Origin of the sequence: Streptomyces sp. CGMCC 4.7035, from assembly GCF_031583065.1 — a bacterium.
Lineage (GTDB): Bacteria > Actinomycetota > Actinomycetes > Streptomycetales > Streptomycetaceae > Streptomyces > Streptomyces yaanensis.
Window position 1 is genome coordinate 2,795,982 of sequence record NZ_CP134053.1, and the last position, 12,718, is coordinate 2,808,699.

A 12,718-nucleotide genomic window follows, 5' to 3' on the forward strand; every position below is an offset into this window, starting at 1 on the left:
GAAACAACGTGTTCTTCACCGAACCTAGTGAGATGGATTCGACGCGGTCAATGGCGGTGTGAAGGTGCGGAGTTGTGGCCTGCGGCCGTATCAAGGACGTCGAGTATCCAGTGCGGGAGATCCCGGTCGGCGCGTCGGGCCGCCGCTTCCCAGCGCCGTTGGCGTTCCGCGGATACCGGGAGTCTCAATTCCGCTGATTCCGCCGTCCCTTTTGTGGCTTCCTGTGAGGAGGTTGCGGCTTCCTGTGAGGAGGCAGGGTCGGTCGGCGAGGAAACGGCTTCGGTACTGATGCGGCGGCGCAGTTCATTGCGGGACCAGCCCTCCTTTCCGGCGTGGTCCAGCCACATGTCCTGGAGGTCCGGCGGCATGGCGGCGACCTCCGCGTGGTGCTGCATACTCAGGCCGGCCCGGCGGCGCCCGGACGGGAATTTCCGTGCTATCCAGGCGTAGTTGCGCAGGGTCTGGTAATCGAGCGAAGTGCCGTCGATGGCATGACGGTAACGCTCCGGGAAACGGTCCTGCCCGTAGACCAACCAGTCGCCCAGCCACCAGGCCGCGGAGTCGGCGGCAGCGGTGAGGTTCTGGCCGATACGCAGCCAGTCATCGATGGGTAGCCGGGCGGGCAGCCGCAGCGAGGTCCGGTCGGTGCGCAGGGGCCGCGCTCCCGCCAGGGCGGCGGCGCGGCCTGCGGGAGTTCTGTCCGCGGCACGGCGCGAGGCGACCTCAACTCGCCTGAGATCAGTAGGATGTTGCATTGCAGCCTCCTTGATCGACTTGACTGGATCATGGAGGCCGCGCCACACGCACGACAAGGTCTAGACCAGTCATCTGTGCGATCACGCCAGGTGGCTGACCAAGGACGGGGGCAGTCGTGCTCAGGGCCGCCCCATCGCCCGGTACTCCCACCCCGCCGCACGCCACCGGTCCGCGGCCAGGGCATGCCGGGCGTCCACGATGCGCCGCTCGGCGACGGCCGTGCCCAGTTCCTCGGGGTCCAGCTCCACGTAGTCACGCCACTCCGTGAGCAGCAGCACCACCTGCGCGTACTGCGCCGCCGCCGACGCCGACGCGGCGCAGTTCAGCGTGGGGTACGCCTTGCGCACATGGTCGAGGGCGACCGGATCGTGCACGGAGACCACCGCGCCCTGCCGGTCCAGGGCCGCTGCCACGGCGAGCGCCGGGGAGTCCCGGATGTCGTCGGAGTCCGGCTTGAACGCCGCGCCGAGCACCGCCACCTTGCGCCCGGCGAGGACTCCCCCGGCGAGCTCCCGGGCGAGGTCCACCACCCGCTCCCGGCGGCGCAGATTGATCGCGTCCACCTCACGCAGAAAGCTCAGGGCCGACCCGGCACCCAGCTCCTCGGCCCGCGTCCACAGCGCCCGGATGTCCTTCGGCAGGCAGCCACCGCCGAACCCGAGGCCGGGGCGGAGGAACCGCCCGCCGATCCGCTCGTCGAGGCCGAGCGCCTCGGAGAGTCGGACGACGTCCGCGCCCGCCGATTCACAGACCTCGGCCATCGCGTTGATGTATGAAATCTTGGTGGCGAGGAAGGCGTTGGCGGCGCTCTTCACCAGCTCAGCGGTCGCGAAATCCGTGACCACGTACGGGATTTCATGACCCAGCGGTGCATATACATCGCGCAATATTCGTTCGGCGTGCTCGCTCCGTACGCCGAGCACGATCCGGTCCGGGTGCAGCGTGTCCGCCACCGCGAATCCCTCGCGCAGGAATTCCGGGTTCCAGGCAAGTTCTGCTCTGACGCCTGCCGCAGCCTTGTCCTCGATACGGGCGGCGAGCCTTTCCGCAGTGCCCACCGGAACAGTGGACTTACCTACGATGAGGCATTCCCGTACGAGATGCGGAGCGAGGGAGTCCACTGCCGCGTCGAGCTGCGAGAGATCAGCGGCGAAACCGTCGGAGCGCTGTGGTGTGCCCAGGCAGAGGAAATGTACATCGCCGAATGCACCGGCCTCCTCGTAGGAGGTGGTGAAGCGCAGTCGGCCTGATGCCACATGGCGCTCGAGTAGCCCACCCAAATCCTTTTCGTGGATGGGGAGTTCAGCGTTATTGAGGCGCGTTACCCGCTCCGCGTCGATATCGAGGGCGAGCACCTCGTGCCCGGCCTCGGCCATACAGGCGGCGTGGGTGATGCCGAGGTATCCGCTCCCGATCACCGTCATGCGGTACGGCTTGGTCATGTTCCTGTCCTCGGGGGGTGGGGTGAGGGGTGACTGTACGGGCTATGCGGGTGATACGGGCTGTACGGATCCGGGTGTGCGAACCGTGCGCCGCAGCCGCCGGATCGGGGCCGTCGCGATCAGCGCCGCCGCGCACCCGGCGCTCATCAGGGCGGCGAGCAGCAGCAGTTGATGGACGCCCACGGCCGAGCCGGCCGGTCCAGCGATCACCTGGCCGAGCGGGACGGCGAGGATCGAGCCCGCGATCTCGTACGCGGAGATCCGGTTGAGCTTGTCCTCGGGGATCTGGGTCTGCACGGTCGTTGACCACTGCACACCCCAGAACGCCCAGCCGATGCCGCTGACGGCGTACCCGAGGAGCACCAGCCACAGTGCGAGATCCTCAGCGAGCCCCGCGGCGAGCGGCATCAGCGGGAACAGGAACATCGCGACCGCCCCGCCGAGCAGTGGCCGCGCGGGCCGGATCCGGATCGCGACAAGCCCGCCGAGCACACACCCGGCGCCGAACGCGCCCTCCGCGTACCCGAAGGCGGCACTCCCGTGCTCCCCTGTGACCGAGGCCGCGCCGAGCGGCGTGACCGGACCCCAGACGAACACGCCGAGCACCCACCAGATGAGGATGACCGCCCATAGCCAGGACCGGGACCGGAACTCCTGCCAGCCCTCCCGCAGGTTCTTCAGGGTCGACGCCGAACGGTCGACGGTGTACGCCCCGAGCCGCAGCGCGAGCAGGCAGAGCCCGCTCGCCCCGAACGTGACCGCGGTCACCGCGAACGCCCACGCCGGGGAGAATGCCGCGAGGAGCCCGGCGAGCGCGGGCCCCGCCATGGTCGAGATGCCCTGGGCGACCCGCAGCACCCCGTTGGCCTTGTGTGCGTCGGTGGCGACCTGCGGGACCAGGCCGTTCACGCCCGGCTGGAACATCGCGGTGGCCAGACCGCCGAGCGCCGTCACACCGATCAGGAACCACAACTCCGGTCGCCCGGTCGCGAAGGCGAGGGCGGTCGCGCCGATCAGGCCGCAGCGCACCGCGTCCGCCCCGATCATCAGCGGCCGCGGATGGATCCGGTCCGCGAGGACGCCACCGAACACTACGAACAGGGCGAATGCCCCCATCCAGGCGCCGAGCGCATAGCCGACGGCGCTCACCCCGTACCCGAGTGCCAGCATGGCGACGGACAGGGCGACGGGCAGCATCGCATCGCCGAGCAGCGAGGCGATGCGGGCGGTGAAGTAGAGGGTGAAGTTACGGGTCCACAGCGGCTGCCCGTCCGCCGCCGGCGGGTCGGCCCGGCCCGCCGCCTTGGTTGTCTCGGTCATCTCAGAGCTCCACTCGCACGCCGTAGGTACGCAGCCAGTCGTCGAGTTGCAGCGCCGTCTCCAGGACCGCCCGGCCGACCCCTTCCAGGCCCGGCGCCTGCTTCAGTCCGTCCGAGAGCAGCGGCAGGACGGGACTCTCCCCGGCTCGTACGACAGCGGCGAGACGCTCGCGCAGGACTCGGTCGTAGGCCGCGTCCCGCAGGTTCGGGTACGGCGTCTTGACCCGCATCGCCACCTTCTCGGGCAGCGCGTCGCGCAGGGCGGCGCGCAGCACGCTCTTCTCACGGCCGTCGTGCGACTTCATCGACCAAGGGATGTCGAAGGCGTACGCGAGCAGCCGGGGGTCGGCGAACGGTACCCGGATGTCCAGGCCCGCGGCCATGCCTAGCCGGTCGAGCCGGTCGAAAAGCACCCGGGAGTGTCGGGTCAGGGCGAGATAGGTGACCTCGCGGTGCCGGGCCTCGGCCGGATCGGCGACGACTTCGCGTGCACCCAGCTCGGCGATCGCGTCGCGGTGGCAGTCGTGTTCGTACGTCGCCAGGTCCAGGGTCGCGAGCAGGGAGGCGTCGAAGACCCGGTCCATGCCGTCGAAGCGGGCCCGGCCCTCGGCGACCCAGGGGAAGGTGTCGGTGTGCACCCAGCGGTCGAAGCGCTGCCAGTTGTAGCCACCGAACACATCGTCGCCGAGCTCACCGGAGAGCGCGACGGGCGCATGCCCGCGCGCGGCGCGGAACAGGCTGAGCAGCGAGGCGTACTGGTCACCCTTGTTGATCGGGATGTCGTACGCGGCGAGTACGTCGGCGCGCAGCCGCGAGTCGAGCAGGTCGAGGCCGGTGAGGGAGATCTCGTGGTGGTCCGTGCCGGCGTGCTCGGCCATCATGCGGGCGTAGAGGTGGTCCTCATTGCCCGAAGTGCCGTCCGCGTCCTGGTCGTTGACGGCGAGGCTGCGGATCGGGCCGGTGCCGAGCCCGCTAGCCGTCCGCGCGGCCAACGCCGTCAGTGAGCTGGAGTCGAGGCCCCCGGAGAGCAACGAGGCGGGCGGCTCGCCGCCGGGCCCGAACTGCTCCGCGACCACCGTCTCCAGGAGCTCCCGCACCGTCGCCACGGTCTTGTCCAGGCCGTCGGTGTGCTCCCCGGCCCGCAGCGCCCAGTACGTCCGCTCACGCAGGCCACCGACCCTGCTGACACGCACCACACACCCGGGCCGCACCTCCCGCATGCCCCGGAACATCGCGTGTCCCGGCACTCGGGCGATGGAAAGAATGTCGCGCAGGCCACCCGCGTCGACGGCCGGTGTGAAGTCGGGGTGCGCGAGGACCGCTTTCGGCTCCGAGCCGAACAGGACGCCGTGCTCCGTCGGCGCGTAGAACAGCGGCTTCACGCCCATCCGGTCACGTACCAGGAGCAGTTCCTCGCACCGCTCGTCCCAGACCGCGAAGGCGTAGGTACCCTCGATCCGCTCGGCGCACTCCTCGCCCCACTGCCGGTAGGCGCGAAGGGCTACCTCCGCCTCGTTCTGGGAGACGAACTCCTGGCCTAGGCTGCGGAGTTGAGCGCGCAGTGCCTGCGCGTTGCTGATGCGTCCGGCGTACGTGACGACGGTGCGGCTCCCTGTGGCATCGCCGGACACCAGCGGTTGGCCGTCGGCCGCCGAGGTGCTCCGGTGCCCGAGTGCGGCGTGGGCCGACCGCCACAGCCCTGCACCGCCCGGGCCGCGTCCGGCGAGGCTCGCGGTCATGACGCCCAGTGGGTCCACCGCCTCGGCGGCGCGCACGAAGTCGACCCAACCGGCTATGGCTGACATGCAAATGAACCCTTCTGAAGACGAGTTGGGGCGGGGTCAGGCGTCGAGCGACGCGACGGCTGTCTCGGCTGCGTCGGCTTTCTCGTCGTAGTCTCCGTGGATGTCGCAGGCGTACCACTGGGCCAGGGCCCGCATCGCCTCCATGACGCGGGCGGTGGGCCGCCAGCCGAGCTCGCGCTCGATCAGGCCGGTCGCCATGGACCAGCGCGGGGAGAGCGGCTGCTGGCTCCACTCCCAGGGGGTACGCCGTGAGACATCGGCGAGCAGCCCGGCGAGCTCCACCTCGCCGTGGAGCGCGGAGGCCACGTTCAGGACCGGCTCGGCGGGCGGGGCGGCGAGCACGGCACGCAGCGCGTCCGCGAGGTCGCGGTGGTCCAGGATCTGGTGTACACCCTGCGGGTCGAGCAGCAGCGGGCGGCGTGTCCAGGCCAGGTCCACCCAGCGCACACAGGCCGTGGACGCGGGCGCGTACGGCCCCACCGGGTCGGCGATCCGCAGCACCTGCACGGGGACCGAGGCGCTCTCGCCCCACTCCCGGCAGCGTCGCTCCTCCTCCCACCAGCCACGGGCCACCTCGTCCCGGGGAGCGTCGGGGCCCACGGCGTCCTCGGTCAGCTCGTCGGGGGCGCTGCCCCGGTAGACGGCGGCGGAACCGACGTACACAAAACGCTCGACTCCCGGCGCACCAGCGGCGGTCAGGGCCTCATCGAGGCCGTCGCCGGTGCCGGTGCCGAGGTGGACGACGTAGGACGCGCCCTCCTGTCGCACCTGGAACCCCAGGTCGGTGAGGGTGCCCGCCAACTGCCGCCCGAACCCGCCCGCACCGCCGGTGACGTGGACGGCGTGTCCCGCGGGCGCCGGCCGCGGGAGCGTTCCGCCGACGCGGCGGCCCTCGTCCATCGCGGCGAGAGCGAGGTCCCTGACGGTGGGCGCCATCGCGAGGAGTTCCTCGGCGGTGTACTCCTCGCACAGGCCGCCGGGGCCGAGTGTCTCCCACACGGCGGCGGCGGTGACCCGGTCGGGCTCGGCGGCGTCCGAGAGTACGATGCCGGTCGCGTATCCGGTCAGCCATACCGCGTCCGCGATCCGCTCGCCGAGCTTCTGACGGGCCGGGCGGTGTGCCTCGTCCGCGTACGCCGCGCGACAGCCGCGGAGGGCGCCGGCCCGGCGCAGCCACCGCTCGGTCTCGATGAACTCCCAGGTACCGGCACCCACCTCACGCACCGCGCAGCGCGCATCCCCGTACTGGTAGAAGGGCACGACGGGAAAGCGCGGACAGTCCCCGGCGCCCGCGTCCCGCGGGACCTGCCCGGTGAACAGGGTCGCCTGCCGGAAGCCGTGGTAGGCGTTCCCCGCCAGGCTGGGCAGCGCGTCGTGCTGCACGGTGCTCGGCGTGCAGAAGCGGACGGGGACGCCGCGCTCGTTGAGGAACCGCTGCACGACCACGTCGTAGGGCCAGCCACCGCCGTGCTTCTCCTGGTACTCGCCGTATTCCCGGGCGAGTTCGGCGGGCAGCATCAGCGCCTGGCACGGCACGTGCTCCTGGAGGGTGTATGCCCAGGTGGTGCCGGAAAGGGCGGCGAGGCGGGCCACGGCTCCATTGCGGGCCTCCCAGCCACCGTAGAGGGAGATCGCCTCGCCGGGCGGCGCAGCGGCGGCAGCCTGCTCGGCATGCTCGTAGAACCCCTCGGCGAGTACCACATCGTCCTGGAGGACCAGGTGATGCGTGGCGTCCGGCGCGACGCACCCCCACGACACCAGGGCGGTACGCAGCGCCGTCGGCCGCCCCTCCGGGTCGGGGTCGGTGGTCACGAGGATGCGGCCCCGGGGGTCGGCCTCGGCCAGCCGGCGAGCCTCCTCCATGCGCTTGGGGTGCGCCATCACGGCACCGCTCAGCTTGATCTCATCACGACCTACGGGTCCCACGTCTCCACCCCAACACCAGTGATCGATACGGCTCTTACGGAGCCCCGGCACCGCTCATGTTGACCATGCCCCCATTCGGCAGCAAGGTCTATACCACCCCTCCGAGTTGGCGCCGGGCATGCGGGGTCGATGGCCTTGCGCGTCGCGGTCCGGTGGCCCTGGGCGTCCCGGCCTGGTGGCCCTGAGCATCCCGGTCCGATGGCTTCGGCGGGCCCACTGTCCCGCCGGCGGGACAGAGTTCCGTGGCCCCATGTCTTCCGTACGCTTGAAGGAGTTCGCGTGACCGCCCCTGCCGTCAGCCCGCCCGGCTCGCCCACCCCGCTCGCCGAGGTCGTCTCGCCGGACGGCCTCACCGTCCGTGCCCGCCACCACCACAACCCCTACGGCTATCTATTGTCCGGCGCCGGCCTCGACGCCCTTCTCCTCGACCTCGGCCTGCGCCGCGCTGCCAGCATCTGGCGCCAACACCACATCTCCCCTGCCGCCGCGCCCCGGGACCCGTACCCCCGGCTGTCCATGGGCTTCGTCCTCCTGGACCCCACGGCCGACCGCTGGGTCCGGCACGAGGACGCCGTACTCGGCGCGATCGCCATCGGGGACGAGGGCCACCGCTTCCTACCGAACGCCGCCGCCAAGGCCGCGGGCCACCGCCGCCTCGACCGCAACTATGGCGAGGCCGTCCACACCGACCCGCACCTGTGCGGCGACGGCGCCTTCCGCTACGGTCACTCCGCCGAGGTCCGCGGCCTGATCGTCGGCGCCAGCGCGCAGAGCCCCGACCAGGACCTGTACGAGGCGTCGCTGCTCGCCCAGGACTTCATCGCCGAGCTCGCCGACCGCCACGCAGCCTGGGAGACCACCACCGGCGCCACTGACTGGCTCGCCCCCAACGACCGCCCGGCGCCCGGGACGGCCGCCATGACCGCCTTCTTCACCGCCGGGGCGTCGTAGACGGGGTGCCCACTCGGGGCGTGGGCCCGAGGTGGAAGTCACCCGGTGACTTCCACCCGGTGGTCCTGCTCCAGCGGCACCTTCCAGCCGCCCCTGAGGAACACACAGAGGTCATCCGGCCCGGCGTCCCTGGCCTACGGCACGACCTCGCGCACGCAGTAGCTGCGGGACACCCCCAGGCCGACGGCGGACTCGGCCCAGGCATTGTCTGCGGCCTCACCCAGAGTGCCCGCCACTTGACCACTACAGTGCGGGAGGCACTCATGGGGTGGCTGACGGCCGACGACGACGCGGCAAGAAGGCCGGCGCCTCGCCGACATCGAGCGGTGGATGGCGCGCTCCTTCAGAAGGGTCGTTCGCGGAGCCGTTGGCGTAGTACACAGGGGCGGTTCCCCCCGAGGAGGAGATTCCGGGGGACGCATGGAGGACAGGCAGCCGTAGAGGTCCGATTTCAGCCGGTACCAGTCGGACTCGCCGCCCGTCGAAGGGGCGGGGCAGATTCACACGGACGGCCTATAAGCCCATCTGACCTACAGAAACGCCGCGCCCTGAGAACGGGTTGGTGGCGCCCCCGGCAGGACTCGAACCTGCGGCCAAGCGCTTAGAAGGCGCCTGTTCAGGGGCAGCATTCGGGGGCTCTGACCTGCATCGATAGGCAGAGCTGTGGCGCTGTCAGACGGTCGAGAGTGACCGACTTCCTACGGGGATTTGTGCCGCAGGGATCTACAGCCCTTCCGGGACCGACGGCAGCCGGGCTGTCGCCCAAGGGGTCCAGGTGCCGTAGTCGTCGGTCCAGGTGCAGCTGACCTCGCCGGTGCGGCAGTCGGCGATGCGGGCGAAGTCGCGCCGGCGCCGTCCACCGGCTTTCGCGCGGCGCCCGCAGGGAGGCGAGGCCCCCGCCACTGTCGGCGAACGATGTGGTGACCGTGTGGCGTGGAGTGTTCGGATTCCCTGGCCTGGCGTCATGCCTCCTCGGCGCCGCGGTCTGATAGGGAGCCGTACTGGCTGCGCAGGCGGGCCTTCAGGATCTTGCCGGTGGCGTTGCGGGGCAGGGCGTCGACGAGGACGACCGACTTGGGGAGCTTGTACTTGGCGAGTCGGCCGGACAGGGAGTCCATGATGTCGTCGGGCGACAGGTCGGCGCCCGCGCGGGGCACGACCAGCGCTCTGCCCACTTCGCCCCATCGTTCGTCGGGTACGCCGATCACCGCGCATTCGGCGACCGCGGGATGCTGGTAGAGGAGTTGCTCGACCTCGGCCGGATAGACGTTCTCCCCGCCGGAGATGTACATGTCCTTGATTCGGTCGACGATCGTGACGTACCCCTCCTCGTCGACAGTGGCCGCGTCTCCGGAGCGGAACCAACTTCCTTCAACGAAGGCGTCCTTGGTCGCTTCGGGCCACTGCCAGTAGCCCTTCATCACGTTGAGGCCCGCGATGATCACCTCGCCGACCTCGCCCGGTGCGACATCGGTGAGGTCGGGCCGCACCACGCGTACGTCGGTGAAGAAGCAGGGTGTGCCGGCCGAGCCGGCCTTGCGGATGCTGTCCGGTGCGCGCAGGCCCAGCGCGGCGGGAGCGGTCTCGGTCAGGCCGTACGCCTGGAGGAAGGTCAGGCCACGGTCCTGGTATGTGTGGATGAGGGCCTTGGGTACGGGGGCCGCCGCGCACATCAGGATCCGGATCGACGACAGATCGGCCGTCGCCCACCGCGACGACCGGGCCATGGCCTGGTACATCGCGGGCACGCCGAACATCCTCGTCACCCGGTGCTCGGCGATGACGTCGAGCACCCGTTCCGGGTCGAAACCGGGCATCAGCACCGACGTCCCTCCTTTGAGGAAGCCCGGCAGGAAGACGGTGTTGAGGGCGGCGGTGTGGAACATCGGTGCCACCACCAGAGCGACGTCGTCGGAGGCGATGTCCACGTCCAGCAGGATGTTGAAGCAGTTCCAGGCGATGTTGGCGTGGGTGAGCATGACGCCCTTGGGACGGCCGCTGGTGCCAGAGGTGTACTGGATCATGCACACCTCATCGAGGCCGACCGTCTCGTCCAGGGGGTTGTCCGGCGCGCTCGCGAGTAGCTCCTCGTACGCTTTCCCCACCTCGACGTAGTGCTTCACCTCGACATCGTCCCTGAACGCGTCGACGATGTTGGTGAGTTCGGCCCCGAACACCAGCACCGACGCTCCCGAGTCGCCCAGGATGAAGGCCAACTCGGGTGCCGCGAGGCGGGTGTTGAGCGGGACGAAGACGGCGCCCAGCGCGTTCGCGGCGAACAGGGTTTCCACCAGGGCCGGATGGTTAGCGCCGAGGTAGGCCACCCGGTCGCCGTGTCCGACCCCCAGGGCACGCAGGGCGTGAGCGAGCCGCGTCACGCGCGCGGCCAGCTCTCCGTAGGACAGGGATCCGCCGTCGTGCACGACGGCGGTGGCCTCCGGTGCCATGCGGGCACGCCGCGCGGGCCACGAGCCGAGCCCTTGATCGCGCATGGTGCGTCTCCCTTCTCTCAGAGCTCTCAGAGCCAGTCGGGCCACGTGTAGGCGGCCGATTCGTCGTGGTCCCGGCGGGGCGGCAACGGGGCGAGCCGCCCCCGGGAGAAGACCAGCGGTGCGGCGCCGGTCTTCTCCACCCCAAGTTCTCGGACGCGGCCGAGGACGAAGTAGTGGTCGCCGAGGGGCCACACGTCGGCGATGTCGCAGTCGATCCAGGCGACGACGCCCGCCAGGACGGGGCTGCCCGAGGCGGCGCCGCGCCACGGGTGGCGGTCGAAGACGTCGGGTGCCTTGGCGCTGACGTCCCGGCAGAGGCCCTCCTGGCCGGCGGCCAGCACGTTCACGCAGAAGGCGCCGCCGGCCATGATCCTTGGCCAGGTGGTGGAGGAGCGGCCGGGGAGGAACGCGACGAGCGGAGGGTCCAGGGACACCGAGGCGAACGAGCCGATCACCATGCCGACCGGGGTGCCGTCGGGTTCCTTCGCGGTGACCACCGTGACACCCGTCGGGTAGTGGCCGAGCACGTGCCGGAACAAGCCGGGGTCGTCCGCCGGGCCACCGCCGGTTACCGTCGCGGCGGGCGTCCGCCGGTTCACGCCGGGGTCTCCAGCCCGAGCAGAGAACGGGCGTATCCCGTGGCCCACGAGCCGTGCTGCGCGTTGATGTGGGTCTTGTACGTGGCGACGTCGCGCAGGTACCGCTGCATGCGCTGGCCGTTCGCCAGCGCGCTGGAGCCACTGGCCGCGGCCAGCATCTCGACGGCCTGGCAGGCGAGTTGGCCGGACTGCCGGGCCGTGAGGGAGAGGGCCTGGTCGTCCAGTTCGGAGAAGGGCTCGCCCCCTGCCAGGCCCCGGGCGGCGTACGCGGTGTAGTCGTCGGTGACCGACAGGATGATCCGCTGCGCGCTGTCGGCCAGGGCCGTGGCCAGGCCGAGGTTGCGCTGGTGTTCCGGATCGTGGCTGCGCGGCTTGAAGGGCGGCAGCGGGCTGTTCTTGGTGGTGATGATCCGCTGGTACTCGTCGACTGCGGCCCAGGCGGTGCCCGCCACGATCGAACACAGCTGGATGTTGAAGAACGACATCAGCCGGCCCGCGTACATCGGGTTGCCGTGCAGTTCCACACCCGGCCCGTCGGTGGCGTCGTTCGCCGCGAGGTGGGTCCTGGACACGTACTCGTACGGTACGAGGACGTCCTCGGCCACGACGCTGTTGGAGCCGCTGCCGCGGAAGCCCAGGATCTCGCCCCAGTTGTCGAGCATCCGCCAGCCGGAGGGCACGAGCACCATGCCCGGCGTGGGCGTGCCGCCCTCTTCGTCGATGATGAGCACGCCACCCAGGAAGTGCGTGGAGACGTTGACTCCGGAGGAGTAGTCCCAGCGGCCGTTGACCAGGTACCCGTCGGGGGTCCTCGTCGCGGTGGCGCTCGGGGCGATCGGCAGCGGGGCCCGGAAGTCACCGTCCGGCCCGAACACCTCGCGCTGGGTGCTCTCGGGGAAGCGGCCGGCCACCACCAGGCTGTGGGAGGCGGCCAGACACAGGTTCCAGCCGCTGGACGGGCAGCCGCGGGCCACCTCGGTGACCATCCGGGAGTAGGTCCGCAGGTCGAACTCGTAGCCGCCGAAGCGGCGTGGCTGGAGGGACCGGTAGAAACCCGCCTCCAGGAACGCCTTGTGCGTGTCCTCGGAGATACCGGTCCGCTGTTCGGTCTCGTCCTGATGATCACGTAGCCAGGCCCTCATGCCGGCGGCCCGGCGCACCAGTTCCTCCGGTGTCAGGTCCGGCTCCGGCTGCGGAATCTCGATGATTTTCTCGGCTGCCTCGGTTGTCTCGGACAATTCGCACCCCATCCGCTGCTGTTCTGGGTCGGCCTGAAGCGAGTGTTGGCAGCGCGGCGAAGGACCGTCCAATGCCGGTAATTGCGGGCTTGATGAGTGCCGCGCATCACAGCAGGTCGGACGGGGTGACGGGAATGCCGCACATTTCTGCCTGGTGACGTGCGGGGAAGCGCGCTGTAACCTGGCGCGG

At 70.5% G+C, this 12,718-nt stretch carries 9 protein-coding genes and 1 tRNA gene; 1 reads left to right on the forward strand and 9 read right to left on the reverse strand.

The window, feature by feature from the left end:
* Positions 1-47: 47 nt before the first annotated feature.
* The 5 genes from Q2K21_RS11755 to Q2K21_RS11775 all read right to left on the reverse strand — a co-directional run bounded on the left by Q2K21_RS11755 (position 48) and on the right by Q2K21_RS11775 (position 7,248).
* Entirely contained in the window at positions 48-803 is a 756-nt protein-coding gene (locus Q2K21_RS11755; RefSeq protein WP_310769698.1) for an LmbU family transcriptional regulator, read from the reverse strand.
* Positions 804-875: 72 nt separating this feature from the next.
* Positions 876-2,198 carry a UDP-glucose dehydrogenase family protein gene (locus tag Q2K21_RS11760; RefSeq protein WP_310769701.1) on the reverse strand — a complete coding sequence of 441 codons (1,323 nt, stop codon included), beginning with the start codon at positions 2,196-2,198 and terminating at the stop codon, positions 876-878.
* Between the two features lie 42 nt (positions 2,199-2,240).
* Positions 2,241-3,518, reverse strand: coding sequence for an MFS transporter (locus Q2K21_RS11765; RefSeq protein ID WP_310769703.1), 1,278 nt, complete (start codon positions 3,516-3,518; stop codon positions 2,241-2,243).
* Position 3,519: 1 nt separating this feature from the next.
* Positions 3,520-5,322, reverse strand: coding sequence for an asparagine synthase (glutamine-hydrolyzing) (asnB, locus tag Q2K21_RS11770; protein ID WP_310769705.1), 1,803 nt, complete (start codon positions 5,320-5,322; stop codon positions 3,520-3,522).
* 36 nt (positions 5,323-5,358) lie between these two features.
* Positions 5,359-7,248: an NAD-dependent epimerase/dehydratase family protein gene (locus tag Q2K21_RS11775; protein WP_310769707.1), complete on the reverse strand. Its 1,890-nt coding sequence runs from the start codon at positions 7,246-7,248 to the stop codon at positions 5,359-5,361.
* Between the two features lie 279 nt (positions 7,249-7,527).
* Between Q2K21_RS11775 and Q2K21_RS11780 the strand changes: the two genes are divergently transcribed.
* The gene (locus Q2K21_RS11780) at positions 7,528-8,199 is read left to right on the forward strand and encodes a hypothetical protein (protein WP_310769709.1); all 672 of its coding nucleotides are present in this window, start codon (positions 7,528-7,530) and stop codon (positions 8,197-8,199) included.
* 563 nt (positions 8,200-8,762) lie between these two features.
* Here Q2K21_RS11780 and Q2K21_RS11785 read toward each other — a convergent pair.
* From Q2K21_RS11785 to Q2K21_RS11800, 4 genes are all read right to left on the reverse strand, one after another.
* Positions 8,763-8,836, reverse strand: a tRNA-OTHER gene (locus Q2K21_RS11785).
* A gap of 325 nt (positions 8,837-9,161) precedes the next feature.
* Positions 9,162-10,691 (reverse strand): acyl-CoA synthetase, encoded by a 1,530-nt coding sequence (locus tag Q2K21_RS11790; protein WP_310769712.1) that lies wholly within the window; start codon positions 10,689-10,691, stop codon positions 9,162-9,164.
* A 26-nt stretch (positions 10,692-10,717) separates the two neighbouring features.
* Positions 10,718-11,290 carry a flavin reductase family protein gene (locus Q2K21_RS11795; RefSeq protein WP_310769714.1) on the reverse strand — a complete coding sequence of 191 codons (573 nt, stop codon included), beginning with the start codon at positions 11,288-11,290 and terminating at the stop codon, positions 10,718-10,720.
* The gene (locus Q2K21_RS11800) at positions 11,287-12,528 is read right to left on the reverse strand and encodes an acyl-CoA dehydrogenase family protein (protein WP_310769716.1); all 1,242 of its coding nucleotides are present in this window, start codon (positions 12,526-12,528) and stop codon (positions 11,287-11,289) included. Before Q2K21_RS11800 ends, Q2K21_RS11795 begins: the two co-directional genes overlap by 4 nt.
* Positions 12,529-12,718 lie beyond the last annotated feature (190 nt).

What these genes read in the sequence shown, in the direction of transcription:
- asnB (WP_310769705.1), bottom strand. Translation starts at nt 5,322, where the DNA reads ATGTCAGCCATAGCCGGTTGGGTCGACTTCGTGCGCGCCGCCGAGGCG.
- Q2K21_RS11790 (WP_310769712.1), bottom strand. Translation starts at nt 10,691, where the DNA reads ATGCGCGATCAAGGGCTCGGCTCGTGGCCCGCGCGGCGTGCCCGCATG.
- Q2K21_RS11760 (WP_310769701.1), bottom strand. Translation starts at nt 2,198, where the DNA reads ATGACCAAGCCGTACCGCATGACGGTGATCGGGAGCGGATACCTCGGC.
- Q2K21_RS11765 (WP_310769703.1), bottom strand. Translation starts at nt 3,518, where the DNA reads ATGACCGAGACAACCAAGGCGGCGGGCCGGGCCGACCCGCCGGCGGCG.